This window comes from Olleya namhaensis, from assembly GCF_900114005.1.
GTDB classification, from domain to species: Bacteria; Bacteroidota; Bacteroidia; order Flavobacteriales; family Flavobacteriaceae; genus Olleya; species Olleya namhaensis.
This window is the reverse complement of the sequence record NZ_FORM01000011.1, coordinates 25,793-45,257: the sequence shown is the minus strand read 5'-3', so window position 1 is coordinate 45,257 and position 19,465 is coordinate 25,793. Positions and strand designations below refer to the sequence as shown.

The following is a 19,465-nucleotide window of genomic DNA, read 5'->3' as shown; positions in this document are numbered from 1 at the left end:
AAACCAACAATTCCTTAAACCAAAATCAACTAAAGCAAGACAATGCCAATCGATTTAACTTTCTCTTTAAATCAAAATGCATTAATTTCGTTGTCTATGAGTACTAACTTACAAACTCCAATAGATTACCTAAAAGGCGTCGGACCAAATCGTGCAGATTTATTGCGCAAGGAGTTGGGTATTCACACCTATCAAGATTTAATAAATCTGTTTCCAAACAGATATTTAGATCGTACAAAATATTACAAAATCAACCAATTATTACCCAATGCTGCCGAGGTGCAAATTATTGGTAAAATCACAAAATTTGAAGAGATTGCTCAGAAAAGAGGCAAGCGATTAGTTGCTACTTTTAAGGACGAAACTGGCACCATGGAATTGGTATGGTTTAGAGGTCAAAAATGGATTAAGGAAGCTTTAAAATTAAACGCAACTTATGTCATTTTTGGAAAAACAAACTTGTTTGCAAACAAGTATAATATGCCGCATCCTGACATCGAATTACTAACCGAACATCAGGCAAATTTGCGAAGTGCAATGCAAGCCATTTACCCTTCAACTGAGAAGTTATCTAACAGAGGAATTAGCAATCGCGTGATGACAAAAATCATGCAAAATTTATTCCTTGAAACCAAAGGAAGATTTGTTGAAACCTTGTCCGAAAAACTACTTTCAGAAAACAAATTAATTTCGAAATCTGAAGCCCTTTTAAATGTTCATTTTCCGAAGGATCAAACAGCACTTTCTAAAGCCGAATTCAGACTAAAATTTGAAGAGTTATTTTACATACAATTACAATTAATTCTTAAAAATTTAATTCATAAAACTAAGATTAAAGGATTTCCTTTTGAAACCGTTGGCGCACATTTTAATACGTTTTTCAAAAACCATTTACCGTTTGAATTAACCAATGCGCAGAAGCGTGTATTAAAAGAAATCAGAGCAGATTTAGGTAGTAATGCACAAATGAACCGTCTTTTACAAGGTGATGTTGGCTCCGGAAAGACCATAGTGGCATTAATGTCAATGCTAATAGCGGTTGACAACGGTTTTCAAGCTTGCTTAATGGCACCGACTGAAATTTTGTCAGTACAACACTATAATGGATTATTAGAACTATGTAACAATTTAGAAATCAGTATTAAACTGCTTACAGGTTCAAGTAAAACTTCAGAACGAAGAGAGATACACAAAATGTTAGAAAGCGGCGAATTAGACATCCTAATAGGTACACATGCTGTTTTAGAAGACAAGGTTAAATTTAACAATTTAGGACTTGCAATTATTGACGAGCAACACCGTTTTGGAGTCAAGCAACGATCTAAGCTTTGGAAAAAAAACACTCTTCCTCCTCACGTTTTGGTCATGACAGCAACTCCAATTCCAAGAACTTTAGCGATGTCTGTTTATGGTGATTTAGACATCTCTGTAATTGACGAATTACCACCCGGAAGACAACCCATAAAAACGGTCCATAGATACGACTCAAATCGCCTAAAAGTATTTCGTTTTATTCGGGACGAAATTGCTAAAAAAAGACAGGTATATATCGTCTATCCTTTGATACAAGAAAGTGCTCAAATGGACTACAAAGATTTGATGGATGGTTACGAAAGTTTGGTGCGCGATTTCCCGATGCCAGAGTATCAAATTTCCATCGTTCATGGTAAAATGAAACCCGCAGATAAGGAGTTTGAAATGCAACGATTTGTTAAAGGCGAAACACAAATTATGGTGGCAACAACGGTTATAGAAGTTGGGGTAAATGTACCCAATGCTTCGGTCATGGTAATTGAAAGTGCAGAGCGTTTTGGACTAGCACAATTACACCAATTAAGAGGTCGTGTTGGACGTGGTGCAGAGCAAAGTTATTGCATCCTAATGACCAGTCATAAATTGTCAGAAAACAGTAAAACACGTGTCCAAACCATGACCAGTACAAATGATGGTTTTGAGATTGCAGAAGTGGATTTACGACTTCGTGGACCAGGAGATATTATGGGGACCCAACAAAGCGGAATTTTAAATTTACGCATTGCAGATATTGTAAAAGATAACGACATTTTGCAACATGCACGCTATTGGGCAAAAGACCTTTTAACTAAAGATCCAAGCTTAAGTAGTCCTGATAATGCAATTATATTAGAGACCTACCGACAAATGAGTAAATACAAAAACATCTGGAACTACATTAGCTAAGTTTATGACTACAAAAAACACTGACGTACTTATTATTGGCGCTGGATTAACAGGCTTAACACTCGCCTATTTACTTAAATCGCTAAACTTAAAGACAACTATAATCGAAGCTAATACACGTATTGGTGGGCGCATTGTAACCAAACGTAATACCAATGAAGCACCAATAGATCTTGGAGCAACATGGCTAGTACCTCAGCAAACAAACGTTTTAAACCTACTAAAATCATTACAAATTGATGTTTTTGAGCAGTTTTACGGTTCGACCGCTATTTACCAACCAGACCCCAGTAAGCAAGCACAATTAGTGTCTTTGCCTAATAATGACTCCGTAAGTTACCGCATCAAAAATGGGACACAAACACTAATTGAAACCTTAACAGATCAATTATACCAAACAAGCGTACACACCGACACTAGCGCTATTTCAATTCAGCTTAAAGCGGAATACCTCGAAGTAAAAACAAATAAGCAGACCTACCATGCAACCTATGTGGTTTCGACCTTACCTCCTGCCTTATTTAACCAAAACATTAGCCTAACACCAGAATTACCGGAAGTTATCACAGACACCTTATCCAAAACACATACTTGGATGCACAACTCAATTAGAGTCGGTTTTACCTATAAAACTCCTTTTTGGAAACACCCACAAAGCAGCGGAACGATTTATGCTAATTCAGGACCTTTACAAGAGTTTTACGACCATTCTAATGCTGAGCAATCTGTTTATGCGTTAAGTGGGTTTATGAGCTCTAATTTGAGCGATTTAAACAAAGAGCAACGTAAAAATCTAGCTTTAGAACAATTACAAGGCTATTATGGTGACCAAGCGTTAGCGTATTTGAATTACGAAGAATGCGTTTGGATTGATCAAAAACATACGATTAAACCAGAGAACACCTTTTTAATGCCACAGCAAAATAATGGGCACCTGCTTTATCAAGAACGCTATTTAAATGAAAAACTTTTTATAGCCGGAGCAGAAACCAGTACTGTGTTTTCTGGAAAAATGGAAGCTGCGGTTAGTAGCGCAATGCATGTTTTTGATTCGCTTAAAGCGGAAATTAATTAATATTTAATTACTTCTCGATACAATTTGTTCATGCTTCTCAAATCACTCGAAGTGACGTAACCGCAACAAAACCTGCATAACAGAAATCATACAATAGCAAGCACATCGCGTCAATTCGAGTACGGCACCTTAGGAGACGTGCATCGAGAACTCTTTTTAAAATAAGCTTCTCGATACAATTTGTTCATGCTTCTCAAATCACTCGAAGTGACGTGACTCAACATAACCTGCATAACAGAAATCACACAATAGCAAGCACATCGCGTCAGTTCGAGTGCGGCAACCTTAGGAGACGTGTATCGAGAACTCTTTTTAAATACACTTCTCGATACTATTTGCTCATGCTTCACAAATCACTCGAAGTGACGTGACGCAACAAAACCTGCATAACAGAAATCACATAACAGCAAACACATCGCGTCAGTTCGAGTGCGGCGACCTTAGGAGACGTGTATCGAGAACTCTTTTTAAATACACTTCTCGATACTATTTGCTCATGCTTCACAAATCACTCGAAGTGACGTGACGCAACATAACCTGCATAACAGAAATCACACAATAGCAAGCACATCGCGTCAGCTCGAGTGCAGCGACCTTAGGAGACGTGTATCGAGAATTCTTTTTAAAATAAGCTTCTCGATACAATTTGTTCATGCTTCTCAAATCACTCGAAGTGACGTGACGCAACAAAACCTGCATAACAGAAATCACATAACAGCAAGCACATCGCGTCAGTTCGAGTGCGGCGACCTTAGGAGACGTGTATCGAGAACTCTGTTTAAAATAAGCTTCTCGATACAATTTGCTCGTGCTTTACAAATCACTCGAAGTGACGTGACGCAACATAACCTGCATAACAGAAATCACACAATAGCAAGCACATCGCGTCAGCTCGAGTGCAGCGACCTTAGGAGACGTGTATCGAGAATTCTTTTTAAAAAGAGTTCTCGATACAATTTGTTCATGCTTCTCAAATCACTCGAAGTGACGTGACGCAACAAAACCTGCATAACAGAAATCACACAATAGCAAGTACATCGCGTCAGTTCGAGTGCGGCGACCTTAGGAGACGTGTATCGAGAACTCTTTTTAAATACACTTCTCGATACAATTTGTTCATGCTTCTCAAATCACTCGAAGTGACGTGACGCAACAAAATCTGCATAAAAGAAATCACACAATAGCAAGCACATCGCGTCAGTTCGAGTGCGGCGACCTTAGGAGACGTGTCGAGAACTTCTTAGCAAATAAACTTCTCGATACTATTTGCTCATGCTTCACAAATCACTCGAAGTGACGCGATGCAATAAAACACGCACAACTTTAATCAACTTAAGTGACATTACCTTAAAAGTATAAATTATAATTATCTTTGTGTAACCTATAAAGGCACAATGCCAAAACCTAAAAGCGCACTACAATTATGCTTCACCTTAAATTAGAAACCGATCCACGTTGGGTCACTATCGCCGAGTCTAACATAGAAGAAATCTTGACTGACCACGCCTGGTGCGAGCAAAAAGCAGCGACTAATGCGATTACCATTATTACGCATAACTCGGAAAAAGTAGATTTAGTTACAGAACTTTTAGAGCTAGCTAAAGAAGAATTGGAACACTTTCAGATGGTTCATGAAATTATTAAAAAGCGAGGCTACACATTAGGTCGCGAGCGCAAAGACCATTATGTTAACGAGCTGTATAAGTTTATGAACAAAGGCGGTAGCAGATTGCAGTCTATGGTGGATCGTTTATTATTCTCCGCAATGATAGAAGCACGTAGTTGCGAGCGTTTTAAGCTATTGTCAGAACGCATTAACGACGAAGAGCTTTCTAAATTTTACTACGACTTAATGGTTAGCGAAGCTGGACACTACACAACGTTTATCACTTTTGCTAGAAAATACGGTCAGGATATTGACGTGGATAAACGCTGGCAAGAATTGGTTGAGTTTGAAGGCGAGCTTATAAAAAGCTATGGGAAAAGTGAAGGTATTCATGGGTAAACCTTATCCAAGTCCTTACTTAAGTTTTCATTTTACAAACCAAATAAACTCGTAAACTAAAAGAATCCCTATGTCAAATTGGTACAACCAAGTTAACCACAAAACAGCACCAATACTTGAAGCGATAAAACAACAACCATTTATAAAACAATTAATGGATGGAACTTTACCACAATCCGTTTTTGAGTTTTATATTAATCAAGACGCTTTATATTTAGCCGAATACAAAAAAAATCTTGCTACTATCGGTGTCAAGTGTTCTGACAGTAATGAGACTCAGTTTTTTTTAGACGCTGCCACAGGAATTATTGCTGTTGAAAACGCATTACATCACGTTTTCATGAAATCAGTTACGTTTAACAACGTCCCCTCTCCTACGTGCGAGCTTTACACAAGTTACCTAACACGCATCATTAACAACCAAACATTAGAAGAAGGCTTGGCTGCTATCCTACCCTGTTTTACTATTTATAAAGCTATTGGAGATTATATTTTAGAGCACCAAACCAACAAACAAAACAATCCGTATCAAGATTGGATCAATACTTATGGCGGAGCCGCTTTTGAAGCATCAGTAAATCAAGCAATAGCTATAGTTAATAAATACGCTGAATCTGCAAATAAAGACGTTTTACATAAAATGGAAGTAACCTTTACAAAAGCCTCTAAATTAGAATGGCTATTCTGGGATAGTGCCTATAACAAAGAACAATGGAAAATATAACTTCTAAATACAACACTGTCTTAACCATTGCAGGAAGTGATTCTGGTGGTTGCGCAGGCATACAAGCCGATATAAAAAGCATTAGCGCTTGCGGTGGATTTGCTACATCTGTCATAACAGCATCAACAGCACAAAACACAACAGGCGTTACCGATATACATCCTATGCCCATTGCACATATCAACAAACAGTTAGATGCTGTTTTAAGCGATATACAATGTCACGCAGCAAAAATAGGCATGTTACATTCTTCAGAAGTTATTAAAGCAGTAAGTAAAAAATTAGACTTTTATAATATTAAAAACATCGTTATTGACCCAGTAATGATTGCAACTTCTGGTGACAAATTAATCACTGACACTGCCATCAATGATTTAAAACAGTTTTTATCCAAAGCAACGTTAATAACGCCAAACATACCGGAAGCAGAACTACTAATAGGTCACCCTATCCAATTACAAAATTTAGAAGCCACAGCTAAAACTATTGGACAAACATTCCAAACCTCAGTTTTACTTAAAGGAGGCCATTTAGATAATACTACAGATGTCATTACTGATGTTTTATATGTATTAGACAAGGACGATACTGTAATTATCACCAATCCTTGGTATAAAACCAAAAACACGCATGGGACTGGCTGTAGCTTATCGTCAAGCATTGCAACATATTTAAGCTTAAATAATGATTTAGAAACTGCAGTAAAAAAGGGATGTCATTATGTAAATCAAGCTATTTTTAATGGGCAACATAAAGTTTTAGGTCAAGGTAATGGGCCAATAAATCACTTTGGATTATAGTAAGTTTAAATCACACAACAGTGTAATACAGTTAAATGACTATCAACTGAGTGTAAAATCATTCAGTATTTTGGAGAATATATTTTATATTCACAAACGCAATACGTGACCCCAAAACAAAACCAACCTCATAAATGAAAATAGCACTTTATATCATATTAGGACTTGTGCTAATAATAGTCAGTTTCATTCTTTGGTTTAAAGTTTTTTATCTTCAAGTGCCTAAATTAAACATCCCTAAAAATACTAGTCAAAAAGAAAAAACAGTATTGATTGATCAATGGATACAGGTATTACAATCTAAAAGAAAATTTAATGGCGGTATATTAATTCTCAAAGAACACAGACCCCTTTTAGCTAAAACCTATGGCTTTACAAATTTTAGTAAATCGAAACATCTAGACAACAATTCTGCGTTTAGATTAGCTTCACTATCAAAACAATTTACAGCAAGTGGCATCATGCTTCTAAAATCAAAAACGCTGATAAATTACGATGATCTAGTGTCAAAGTACATTCCAAACTTTCCGTATCAAAATGTAACTATAAGACATTTACTAAACCAGACATCAGGAATACCCGATTCTTATATTGATTTAGCCAAAAAAACAAAAAAGGATATCGGAATACTAACTAATAAGAAAGCTGTAGAACTAATTCTAAAACACAATCCAAAACCTAATTTTTCGCCAAACGATAAATACGAATATTCCAACACAAACTATATAATTTTAGCACGACTAATTGAATTAGTTTCAAAGCAATCTTTTGAGCACTTTATGAAAGCTAATATTTTCATCCCTTTAGGCATGAATAACACTAGGGTTTGGAATCTAATTTCTGAAGACAAAACCTTTCAAGGTAAAACGGAAGGCTTTGAAGATTTTGCTAATGAAATTAGAGAAATAAAACCCGGTTTTATAGATGGAGTTGCAGGTGATGGTGGCGTTTTTAGTAGTATTAATGATTTTGTAATTTGGGATCAGTTTTGGTACAAAAACAAACTAATTAGTGTCAATAATCTACAAGAAGCATTTAAAAAACCGACACTTAATAATGGCACAAAATCTAACTATGGTTTTGGTTGGGTAATTTTATCTGACAATACAGCTATGCACAATGGTAACTGGCTGGCAGCAAACACTTATTATGTAAGAAACACTAAAAAGAAAACGGGTCTCGTACTTTTGGATAATTCTTCAAATATGCTTTTTGACAAGATTATTAAAAATCTAATTAACTAATTTACTTAATAAGTAAGTATGTATTATTTTTTTTGTAATTTAAAGTAAACAAAAGCACGCTAGCGCTTCTATTTAATAACACCATTAATTATGAAAAACATAATATACATCTTATTCTTAAGCTTAATCTGCGCATGTAACACGGATGACAACACGGTAACTCCTGAACAAACCAATAAAGTCCTATTACTAAAAGTCGACTTTTTAACTCACCAATTTGAAGGCGGAAAAGAGCTTACATTTTCAGAATCAGATAGCTTTACCATTTCATCAACATATAATCCACCAGGAGATTTTGGAGACATACAATTGTATTATAGTGAGTTGAATGAAAAGATTTTTGATGGAACCATTATTTGGTTAGGACTTGGCGAAAGAGCTTACCCAGACACATTAAACACAACCGAAACCTTTACTACCACCACTCAAACTTTGGACTTACCAGAACTTGACTTATTTGAAATAGTAGCCTACGATCCATCGGCATTTTATCCAGAAACTATAGCTTACTCTAATATCTGGAATGCTATCAGTAATTTAGAAGCTGTAACAAACTTCAGAAACTCCAATCCTCAAGGTAAGATTAATCTATTTCTGTACACACCAAGTGTTGGTATCGGAAACCCTGAACAATGGGACTGGTATGTCTATATTAAAAACTAAAATGACAAACAATATAAAATACAGAAGTACTTCTTCAACATCTTACACGATAGATTTTTTTTAAATTTTGTGTAACAAAATGTAAGTTTTCTCTTCTAATAAAATAAGAACAGAATACATTTAAATAAATGAAGCCAATACACTTTGAAAATAATAAAAACTGGCTGTGGATTACCGTTTTAGTGCTATCCCTAATATTTATTCTTGTTGGTACATTTGAGTTAATAAAATTTGAAAACCCAAAGACAAATAACACTATAAATCTAATCGGATATTGTCTGCAAATACTATATTACAGTAACCATTTTTGGAGAAAAAACTATGTCCAATGGAATAAAGCAAACATGATGATAAGGATTAACTCTTGGACAGGAAATAACATCCGTTTTAACACAATAGAAACAACCCAATTTATCGATAAAAAGCTAATTATAACCAAAGATAACGGAGACAAAGTCACTTTTGACATGACTAAAATACAAGAAGCTGACACGCAAAAACTACTAGATATAATCCTTAAAAACACTAGTATTAAGACGGTTAAAAAATAATTTAATAGCTGAGTCAAATAAACCAATGTCCAACTTGCTATTTATTTATTAAATTAGTAACCAAAACACACCTCTACAAAAACGCAATACTACTAGTAATTATGAGAACCATCGCAATAATAGCATCACTATTAATTACAAATTTAATTTTTAGTCAAGAAAACAAGTCTACGTTATGTTTACCTATGTTTAATTCTAATTCGTTTAGCTTTGAACTCGACACATTAGAAAGTTCAGAATCTGATGTATCATACTTAATTGACAAAAATTACCAAATAGATCTAGACGAAACTCAATTTATTGATGGGAAAAAAAGCGTTGGTATAACAGGCTTAAATCAAGATTCTAAAACTTATGCCACACTATCTTTAACAGTCCCAATAAAAATTAAAAAAAACGCTCATATTGTATTGTCCGTTTGGGTAAAAACAGATTCTTTATACGGCGTAAATTCTATTGCAATGCTAAGATTAATGGGGCATCGAGATAAAGACACAGGAACATTCCCATTATTTAAATTTGGTGAAAAAACACTTAAAGGAAGCGAAGACTGGACTCAAATAACACTTGCTGCTGTTGTAAAAACTGACGAAAATTTTATTGTTTTAAGCGGATTGATGCAAGGAAAAGGCAAAGCTTGGTTTGACAATTTTGAGTTAAAAATTGATGGTGAAGACATAAAAAACGTGTCTTTTTTTAAGGACAATAACCAATTAAATACAGTTACTAATACCTTAAGTAAATACATAACTAAAATAGAAGACAATAATTTAGAGCAGGTTTCCAATTTTATTTCCAATCAAAATTCAAAAGTAAGAATAATAGGCTTAGGCGAAGCCACACATGGTACAAGCGAAATTTACAGTTATAAATCAGACCTAATTAAAACTCTAATAAAAAATAACAATGTAACAAAAATAGCTCTAGAGGCTTATTATACAAATACTGAAGATTTAAATACATATATACTAAAAGGAGAAGGAAACTTAAAAAAGATATTAGCAAATATAGGTTTTTGGAGCTATTATACAATTGAGTTTAAAGAACTTGTTATATGGCTAAAGAATTATAACAAAAAAACTAATAATAAAATTATAATTGTTGGGGTAGATTCTCAATCAGGTGGAAATGCACTTAAAATACTAACTGAAAGAACAAAACGAAACACGCATATTTCTACAATATTAAAAGAATTAAAAAAAGATAGTACAGAAATATCTGATAAAATTAGAATTTCAAACTCTATACTTCAAGAATTAATAAAAACGAACCAAGACAAAAACATTATAATGAATGCTAGAGAACTATCTCAATCGTATTTTGTAAATCAATATAAAGGCTTGAAATACACTAGTGTTCGTGATAGTCTACAAGCTTTTAATATAGGGAATGTTGAAAAAGAATTAGCTTCAGATGAAAAAATGATTTATTGGGCTCACGACCAGCACATTCGAAAAAAACCTAATAGCGCAGGTGGTTTTTTAAATGAAAAATATAAGGATCGCTATGTAAATGTAGGATTCCTTTTGGAAAACGGAAAGTATTCCGCAGTTGACAAAGACACTAAAAAACTTGACTCAGATAATGATTTGAAACTTGTTAAATGTACCTCATTAGAAAATTTGATGGGTAAGTACAATTATCCAACAATTTTATTAAATAGTAAGTCTGCGCTAACTGATCCTTATTTGAAAAATAATTTATTTAATAAACTACTAGTCAAAAGATCGATTGGAGCATTAGAAACAAATTATCAATTTATATCTTTAAATAATGATCCTAATACTTTTTTTGATCTACTTATCTATATTAAAGATTCAAACCCTTCACAGCTTATTAAATAAAAAAAACAAAAGCACACACTACTACTAACACATCTTACCAAACCTAAATTAAAAAAATCCGTAGTCAAAAACTTGGCGCAAAAAAGCATAGACCGTAATGGATATAAAAAACGATCAACAAAACAAGCTAACAGACATAAATAAGCCTTCTGAGCAACCCAACAACACAAGTTTAAATCCTGCTAATAGTAAGGAGTCAAATCAAGAAAAACCGGCTAAACGTATAAGACGACAAGCTACGGAGGCACAATTAAACCATCCATTACATGGCGTAAAGCTAGCTCAGGTTTTAGAGCGTCTAGTAGCGCATTATGGTTGGGAATATCTAGGCGATCGTACCAATATTAATTGTTTTATCTACAACCCTACCATGAAATCAAGTTTAGGCTTTCTACGAAGAACCGCTTGGGCTAGAGAGCATGTAGAGGACTTGTATATGGATATGGTAGAAGAGCGCCAACAGAATAACTCTTAAACAAATAATCAATGACCAAAATTATTATAGAAAGACACTCTGAATGGAATAATAAAGCACGTGAAATCGGAATTTATATAGATAACAAAAAGGTTGGAGTTATAAACGATGGTGACACACAAGAATACCCAACAGAAACCGGAACACACGAGGTTTTCGCAAAAATAGACTGGTGTCGAAGTCAAAAAATAGAAATAAATCTAAACCAAGACGAAACTAAGATGCTAACCTTAAGTGGATTTAAATACGGCACTTGGATTATGCCAATATTGCTTGGGCTACTACTTCTTTATTATATTTTGACCTACGTGCTTAATATAAACGCTCCCTTTTTTATGGGACTACCAGCAATTGCTTTTTTATACCCAATGTATTACATAACATTAGGAAAAAACAGATATCTAACCTTAACCGAGAAAAAACAGAACTAAGTTACAACCTATCAAGTTCTAAGTATTTTGACAAAAAGGGTAACAAAAAGAAGAAATTCGACACTAACAGAAAAAGATAAACAATGAAAAAGATAACCTTAGTCCTAATCGGAATTTTAATACTAAGTTGTTCTAAAGAATCAAACACAAAATATGTTACAGATGCTGATAAAGTATTTTTAGTAATCACTGAAAATACAACAGAAAGTGAATTGATAAAAATAGCTTCAGAGTTTAAAACAGTAAAAAACATAAAAGTCGATTTTTCAAAAACGGAATTTTCGGAAAACGGAAAAATTAAAAAACTAAATTTAGAAGTGGATTGCAACGATGGATTTAAAGGAAATGCCATTAGTACTGGCGCCATTTTAAAAAGTAAAAACTCAGGGTTTTCAAGAGACTATTCAGAAAATGCTAAAGTCCCGTTTGTTATTGGAGCCATGTAATTTAGATAAAACCTTGCCCTAATAACATTTTAATAAATAAAATTAAAACAAAAAACCTATTTACAAATAAAAACAATAATGAAAAAACAATTTTTACTTCTATTAATAACATTTATAACCTTTAATTGCTACTCGCAAATTGCTTTTGAAAAAGGTTATTATATCGATAGCACCAATCAAAAGACTAATTGTCTTATCAAGAATATTGCGTGGAAAAACAATCCAACTGAAATTGAATATAAACTATCAGAAAATAGCCAACCAAAAAAGCTAACCATTGCTTCAATTAAAGCGTTTGGTATTGATAATATTTCAAAATATGTACGAAGCACTGTAAATATTGACAGATCTAGCCAGGTTGTCCATAATTTAAGTGAGGACAAAAATCCTATATTTGAAGAAGAAGTACTTTTTTTAAAAGTTTTAGTTGAAGGTAAAGCTATTTTATATCAGTATGTTGACAGCAACTTAAACAGATACTTTTATAGTAAAGATGGTTCTAATATTGAACAATTAATCTACAAAAGATATAAAATCACTGACAATAATAATATAGGCACAAATAATAGATATAAACAACAGTTACTAGTTGATCTGAAGTGCCCTCTGATTACACTAAGTAAAATTGAAAATGTAGAATACAAAAAAAATGAATTGGTCCGCTTATTTGTAAAATATAATAGCTGTAATAATCAAGAGTTTATCAATTTTGAACAAAAACAAAAAAGAGATTTCTTTAATTTAACAATCAGGCCTCGTTTAAATAGTTCGTCTTTATCAATACAAAATTCCACATCCGATACCTACAACACTGATTTTGGAAACAAAATAAGTCTAGGTTTTGGAATAGAAGCAGAATACATTTTACCATTTAATAAAAACAAATGGGCAATAGCAATTGAGCCAACCTACCAAAGTTACAAATCAGAAAAAAGAACCAAACAAAATGAGTTTTTAGCGGGCACATTAATAGCAAATGTAAAATACAGTTCAATTGAAGTCCCTTTTACTATTAGACATTATTTCTTTTTAAACAATAATTCAAAATTATTCGTAAATGCGTCCTATATTATTGATTTAAGTTCTAAATCAACAATTGACTTTGTTAGAGACAATGGTACAAACGAAAGTTCCATAGATATTAAAACAAGAGGTAATGCAGCTATAGGGATAGGTTACAAACAAAATGATAAATATAGCTTAGAGATAAGATATCAAGCCAACCGTGATTTTTTGAAAGACTCTTTAATATGGGAATCTAAATATAATCCATTATCAATAGTATTTGGGTATTCATTATTCTAAAAACTAACATATAAAAACAACTATTTAAACGTCATATTGGCAAAACATAAAACCAATAATAACAATCTGACTAATGCGACAGATAATAATTTTACTAATTATTTTTAATATGTTTTCTTGTCAAAAGGGAACATTAATAAAAAATAAAAACTAAAAAAAATAGTGTCAGATAAATTACAGCTCAGCAATTACTTTACAAAATAGTATTAAAATAGACATCTACTTAATATTGATTATCTTAAGTTTATTATTGCTAAAAAAACAAAAATGAATTTAAAAAACAAAACGATCACAACCGGATTTATTATTGCTGGATTAATGAATAGTTCTGTGTTAATATTTTCAAGATTCTTTACAAATACGACAATACCTGAATTTGACGCTCAAGTAATGTCTAATTTTGGATTGTTAATGATTTTTATTTGGGGATTAGCCTATATTTCTGTTTCAAAAAAGTATAAAAATGTAAAATACTTAATTGCCATATTTTCTATTGAAAAATTCATTTATGGCTTTGTTTGGATTAATTGGATCCTTAACAATAGTATTTCAGATGTTTTTGAAAAAGATGTCATGGCTGGAATATTTTATTCCATTTATGGCATAAATGATTGGTTATTTTTTCTATTTTTCACCTATGTCTTTATTGGTTTAATAAAAAACAAAAATAGTGCGTAAGCCTATAGAACAAGCTAGACTATCAATAAAAAAAACTGAACTCCCATTTTACAATTACAAGTTAATCCAAGTTCTAAGAAACCCCTAACGCCTATTGTTTATAAAACGGGCATTATTTGTTAATAAGTGACCCAAATTTAAATTTAATATCATTCGGTTTTTGAATTTAAAAAATTAACTTCGTGTCAAACAACCAAACCAAATAATTACACTTTTTATTTAAGGTTAGTATTTGTTTACTGCATGTATCCTAAACGCAAATAGACGACCGCAATACTTTATATTAATAGCTATAATAAAACAACTTGTAAAGTTGTTATACAAGATAAAGGTTGCTACAACTATTTAATAAAAAGAATATGAGTAATTGTAAAAATAATTGAGACCGTTTAAACTAAAAATAACATGAAAAAATTAAATTTTGCCTTTTTATTTATAATTCTAGGATTATTATCATGTAATAATTCCGATAAGAAAGACGCCTTATTAGAGAAAGAAAAAGAACTGCTACAAAAAGAACTTAACCTTACTAAAAAAGAGTTAAAATTAAAAGAAAATATTACAGCTGAATATAAAAAAATTGAAGAAAAGCAAAATTTAATTGAATTAGAATCCGCAGTCCGCAGGAATTTAATTCATTGTGAGAATAAAAAATTTATTATTAAAATTGACCAATTAAAAAATGATGATCTACGATACATTTCATGGAATAAACCAAAGTCTACATCTGAAAAACCTGATTTAATTATTTATAACGGAATAACGGAAAGACAAGGAACAGGAGGTGGATATCACTACATTTTTAAAAATGGTGAATGGAAATATATTATCGAGAATAGTTTTATGGGAGAAACAATCGAATCGATGGGTATTTTTCTGAAATTAGTAAAAAGTGGAGAGCAAAAACTTTATACGAAAATGATAGATTTGAAAAACTAAAACATCATACAATAGTAAGTATAATAAATTACTGATTAAATCTTTATTAAAAACTTACATGCAGATTTTCTATCTTTAATTTACTTATTAATCTAAATACTCCGATCCGTAACCAATCACAAACAAACTTATGAGCACACCATTTAACTCAGAAAAAATAATTGTTCATAAAATAAATGAATCTGAATTAAGCACCTTTTTAGTCGGTTTTGACATTGATAACAATGGAGAATCAAAATATCGAATCAAACCTTTAATAAATAAACTTTCTGATGTAATCTATGAATTTGCATTTGGGTTCCATGAAGGAGAAGAAACGTCAAATAATGAAATCTTAGCCAGATTAACAGAGGCTGCACAATCCATCTATAAAATTGATGTTTTTCAAAAAGTAAAAGATATTTACGATAATGATGGTTCAATCACTGATGACTTAAAGGATAAATATTTGAGAAGAGGGGAATTCGGAGAATTGATTTTACACTTACTATTAAGAGATTTCCACAATACAATCCCGCTATTATCTAAAATATACTTTAAAGATTCTTTTGGGGCTGTTGTGCACGGATTTGACGCAGTTCATATAGAACCAAACACAAAAACTTTATGGTTAGGAGAATCAAAGTTGTATAAAAATGGAAAAATAGGAATTAAGGCGTTAATACAAGATATAGAAGAGCATTTTCAAAGTGATTATCTCAATAATGAATTTTTAATCGTCTCAAAAAAGCTAAAACACTTCGATAATATACCTGAAAAGGATTATTGGATAGATTTAATGAGTAAATCAACAAAATTAATAGACCAACTAGATTCTATAAATATCCCCCTATTATGCACTTTCGATTCTAATTTATTTACAAACCATTCTGATGAAAATGACCAAACTTTTATAAATGAATATTTATCTGAAATGAAAGAATTAAAGAAATATTTTGATGACAATAATAATCATCCATTAAAAACTAAATTGAATATTATTTTAGTTCTATTACCAGTTCAGAATAAGATTGAATTAGTTAAAGGTTTGCATAATAAATTATCATTACTTCAAAAACTAGGAGAATGATTGAAGAAATACTAATAGAAATTCAAAACAAACAATCTTTTGATTTTGAGGAAACTTTTGATATTTACAAAAAATGTTCTCAATTAATTATTACAAATGAGACATCTGCTCAAAAAATCATTGTAAATATTCTTGAAGATAAAGGCAAATTCGAGCCTTCTCTAAACAATGTATTAACAGACTTGATAGAAGCAGTAGGCTTTTATCCATATTTAGCTAAAGAAAATTTACAATTAGATTCAACGGATTCGTTAATACGTCAAGTTTATCATTATTCTGATAATTTAGATAAATATCTCCACGAAGACCAAAAACATCTTTTGTCGCTTTTAAATTCAAATAAAAATGTTGTAGTTAGTGCGCCTACAAGTTTTGGAAAAAGTCTATTGATAGAAGAATTTGTAGCATCAAATAAATTCAAGAATTTAATAATTATACAACCTACTTTAGCTTTACTTGATGAAACTAGACGTAAATTGAGGAAATACGATGAGAACTACAAAATAATTGTCCGAACTTCACAAGAACCATCATTAGAAAAAGGAAATATCTATTTATTTACTGCTGAAAGAGTTAATGAATACAAAGGGTTTCCAAATATAGAATTTATAATAATTGATGAGTTTTATAAACTAAGTTCGCAAAGAGATGATGAAAGAGCTGATTCATTAAATAATGCGTTTCATTATATTCTTAAAACTTTCAATAGTAAATTCTATTTGCTAGGTCCAAATATTGATAATATTTCAGAAGGATTTGTAGAGAAATACAATGCAATTTTCTACAAAACTAAATCTTCACTTGTTGATGTTAAAACAATTGATATATACTCTGAACATAAAGAAAAATTTAACAGACCAATAAAATTCAAAGAATATAAAGAAGAAATTTTATTTAATTTACTTTTAAGTAACAAACAAAATCAATCTATAATATATTGTTCATCACCTAGAAGAGTTCGGTATCTTTCCAGCAAGTTCTGCGAGTTTCTAATAAATAAAATTGAAGACACACTTATTGAAGACCTTGACATTATTGAATGGATAACAGAAAATATATCTAAAGACTGGAGTTTAATTAAACTATTGCAAAATAAAATTGGAATACACGATGGAGCATTACAAAAACATATAACATCCTCTGTCATTGACTACTTTAATAACGGAAATTTAAATTATCTTTTTTGTACCACAACTATTATTGAAGGTGTAAATACTAGTGCTAAAAACATAATATTTTTTGATAAAACAAAAGGCCATAATACACTAATTGATTATTTCGATTACTCTAATATAAAAGGTCGCGCTGGAAGGTTGATGATTCATTACACTGGAACAATATTCAATTTCAACCCTGTTCCCCCAAATGAGCAAGTAATCATTGATATTCCCTTTTTTGAACAAAATCCAATTTCTGATGAAGTTTTAATTAATCTAGAAGAAGCAGAAATAAAAGACACAAGATCAGAGCAATATAATAGAATCAAACAAATACCTCAAAATGAAAAAGAAGTAATCAAAAAAAATGGAGTTCAAGTCAATGGTCAAAGAAATATTATTGAAACCATAAGAGAGGATATTGTTTCCGATTATAATTTAATAACTTGGACAACAACCCCTAGTTATGAACAGTTAAAGTATTGTCTAAATCTTGGTTGGAAATTCTTAATGAAAAAAGGAGAATCAAAATCACTTGGTATTGGTAAATTAGTTCATAAAACATTCAATTATGGTTTACATCAAAATCTAAGACGTCTAATAAACTCTGATATTCAAAATATAATAGAATGTGTAGAATATTACAACTTACACAAAAACAATGACAGCAATGATTTAGTTAAATATAAAATGTCTTTAGGGAAGCGTTATAGAACTAAAAATGAATTAGAAATTATGGAGGAAGTCATAATGACCAATTTTCAAATACAAAAACACTGGTTTCAATATAAAATTCCGAAATGGTTATCTGTGATTAATTCTATTCAAGAATTTGTATGCAATGAAAAGGGACTTAGAGCTGGAAATTATAATTACTACACCAATTTAATTGAAAATGAATTTCTAAGAGAAAACCTTGCAATCTTATCAGAATTCGGGATCCCGAGTTCTGCAATTAGAAAATTAGAGAAATTAATTCCATCTAGTATGCAACAAGATGAAATAATTAAATCAATTAGAGAAAATAAATTATATGAAAATTCTAGCTTTATTGAATATGAAAGAAATAAATTGAGGGAAACTTAAAAACGTTGCTAAGCACTATAAATAATTAATCTCTAGTCTTAACCGGAATGAACAAATCCCCTCAGGTTTAACACTAATATTTAATTTAATAAACTAGATTTCTAAAATAAACAAGCTACCATTGGAAAACAAAAAATCATTTAAAGACTATTTAGACAAAACATTCCTTGAAGAATTAAATTATAAGGTCTGGTCAACAAAAGGGAGCAGATTTAATGCAAACAAAAGACTCTTAAAAATTGCGGAATTATCGAACTTATGCCAAAGCATGCTATCCGTTTATTTGATTGCAGTTGGCTTATTATCCGTTTATAATATTTATTCCACAAACAATATTGATGAAAATCTAATTGCTTATTCGATAACCTGTCTTTCTATCTTGCTTCTTGTTTTCGGACAAATTGAAAATGCTAAAGATTTTAGTACAAAATCAAAACAATTTCATAATTGTGGTCTTGAGCTTTCAAATTTATATAATGATTTGAGAATTTTTAAAACCTTAACGGATAAACCAAATTTAAAAGATAAAAGGAAATTCGCTGAAAAAATTTCAGGAAAATATGAAAGAATTTTAGAACGACATGAAAACCATCAACCAATTGACCATAATATGTTTAAAGCATCAAAAGCGGAATATCACGAATTAAACAAATTTGACGTTTATAAAATAAAAACAGACTATTATTTGAAGACAGGAGCTATTTATCATTTGCTAATAATTATTCCACCAATAATTATAATTGGATTATTAATAAAAAATATTTAGTAATTTCA

At 31.5% G+C, this 19,465-nt stretch carries 18 protein-coding genes; all 18 read left to right on the top strand.

All coding sequences use genetic code 11. The features are described 5' to 3' along the window. Positions 1-96: 96 nt before the first annotated feature. The 18 genes from recG to BMZ09_RS14765 all read left to right on the top strand — a co-directional run bounded on the left by recG (position 97) and on the right by BMZ09_RS14765 (position 19,457). Positions 97-2,199: an ATP-dependent DNA helicase RecG gene (recG, locus tag BMZ09_RS14850; RefSeq protein ID WP_090842143.1), complete on the top strand. Its 2,103-nt coding sequence runs from the start codon at positions 97-99 to the stop codon at positions 2,197-2,199. A 4-nt stretch (positions 2,200-2,203) separates the two neighbouring features. Beyond that, complete coding sequence (locus BMZ09_RS14845) at positions 2,204-3,274, top strand: flavin monoamine oxidase family protein (protein ID WP_090842060.1); 1,071 nt, start codon at positions 2,204-2,206, stop codon at positions 3,272-3,274. Positions 3,275-4,697: 1,423 nt separating this feature from the next. Then, positions 4,698-5,279 (top strand): MiaE family protein, encoded by a 582-nt coding sequence (gene miaE / locus BMZ09_RS14840; protein WP_090842059.1) that lies wholly within the window; start codon positions 4,698-4,700, stop codon positions 5,277-5,279. A 70-nt stretch (positions 5,280-5,349) separates the two neighbouring features. Beyond that, positions 5,350-6,003 (top strand): thiaminase II, encoded by a 654-nt coding sequence (gene tenA / locus BMZ09_RS14835; RefSeq protein WP_090842057.1) that lies wholly within the window; start codon positions 5,350-5,352, stop codon positions 6,001-6,003. Continuing rightward, complete coding sequence (gene thiD, locus BMZ09_RS14830; RefSeq protein WP_090842055.1) at positions 5,991-6,803, top strand: bifunctional hydroxymethylpyrimidine kinase/phosphomethylpyrimidine kinase; 813 nt, start codon at positions 5,991-5,993, stop codon at positions 6,801-6,803. Before tenA ends, thiD begins: the two co-directional genes overlap by 13 nt. 134 nt (positions 6,804-6,937) lie before the next feature. Beyond that, entirely contained in the window at positions 6,938-8,047 is a 1,110-nt protein-coding gene (locus BMZ09_RS14825) for a serine hydrolase domain-containing protein (protein WP_090842053.1), read from the top strand. Positions 8,048-8,137: 90 nt separating this feature from the next. Further along, positions 8,138-8,710 (top strand): hypothetical protein, encoded by a 573-nt coding sequence (locus BMZ09_RS14820; protein WP_090842051.1) that lies wholly within the window; start codon positions 8,138-8,140, stop codon positions 8,708-8,710. A gap of 128 nt (positions 8,711-8,838) precedes the next feature. Next, entirely contained in the window at positions 8,839-9,261 is a 423-nt protein-coding gene (locus BMZ09_RS14815) for a hypothetical protein (RefSeq protein ID WP_090842049.1), read from the top strand. 185 nt (positions 9,262-9,446) lie between these two features. Next, positions 9,447-11,105 (top strand): erythromycin esterase family protein, encoded by a 1,659-nt coding sequence (locus BMZ09_RS14810; RefSeq protein WP_177183549.1) that lies wholly within the window; start codon positions 9,447-9,449, stop codon positions 11,103-11,105. Positions 11,106-11,202: 97 nt separating this feature from the next. Further along, positions 11,203-11,580 carry a VF530 family protein gene (locus BMZ09_RS14805; protein ID WP_090842046.1) on the top strand — a complete coding sequence of 126 codons (378 nt, stop codon included), beginning with the start codon at positions 11,203-11,205 and terminating at the stop codon, positions 11,578-11,580. Positions 11,581-11,591: 11 nt separating this feature from the next. Then, positions 11,592-12,011, top strand: a complete 420-nt coding sequence (locus BMZ09_RS14800; protein ID WP_090842044.1) for a hypothetical protein — start codon at positions 11,592-11,594, stop codon at positions 12,009-12,011. Positions 12,012-12,094: 83 nt separating this feature from the next. Next, positions 12,095-12,457, top strand: coding sequence for a hypothetical protein (locus BMZ09_RS14795; RefSeq protein WP_090842042.1), 363 nt, complete (start codon positions 12,095-12,097; stop codon positions 12,455-12,457). 78 nt (positions 12,458-12,535) lie between these two features. Then, complete coding sequence (locus tag BMZ09_RS14790) at positions 12,536-13,762, top strand: autotransporter outer membrane beta-barrel domain-containing protein (protein WP_090842040.1); 1,227 nt, start codon at positions 12,536-12,538, stop codon at positions 13,760-13,762. Between the two features lie 267 nt (positions 13,763-14,029). After that, entirely contained in the window at positions 14,030-14,440 is a 411-nt protein-coding gene (locus tag BMZ09_RS14785; protein ID WP_090842039.1) for a hypothetical protein, read from the top strand. A gap of 405 nt (positions 14,441-14,845) precedes the next feature. Beyond that, a complete protein-coding gene (locus tag BMZ09_RS14780; protein WP_090842037.1) occupies positions 14,846-15,379 on the top strand; it encodes a hypothetical protein in 534 nt (177 codons plus the stop codon). A 130-nt stretch (positions 15,380-15,509) separates the two neighbouring features. Then, positions 15,510-16,448 carry a HamA C-terminal domain-containing protein gene (locus BMZ09_RS14775; protein ID WP_090842035.1) on the top strand — a complete coding sequence of 313 codons (939 nt, stop codon included), beginning with the start codon at positions 15,510-15,512 and terminating at the stop codon, positions 16,446-16,448. Continuing rightward, complete coding sequence (locus BMZ09_RS14770) at positions 16,445-18,691, top strand: DEAD/DEAH box helicase (RefSeq protein WP_090842033.1); 2,247 nt, start codon at positions 16,445-16,447, stop codon at positions 18,689-18,691. The genes BMZ09_RS14775 and BMZ09_RS14770 overlap by 4 nt, the downstream gene beginning before the upstream one ends. A gap of 121 nt (positions 18,692-18,812) precedes the next feature. Beyond that, positions 18,813-19,457 (top strand): SLATT domain-containing protein, encoded by a 645-nt coding sequence (locus tag BMZ09_RS14765; protein WP_090842031.1) that lies wholly within the window; start codon positions 18,813-18,815, stop codon positions 19,455-19,457. The last annotated feature ends 8 nt before the right edge of the window (positions 19,458-19,465 follow it).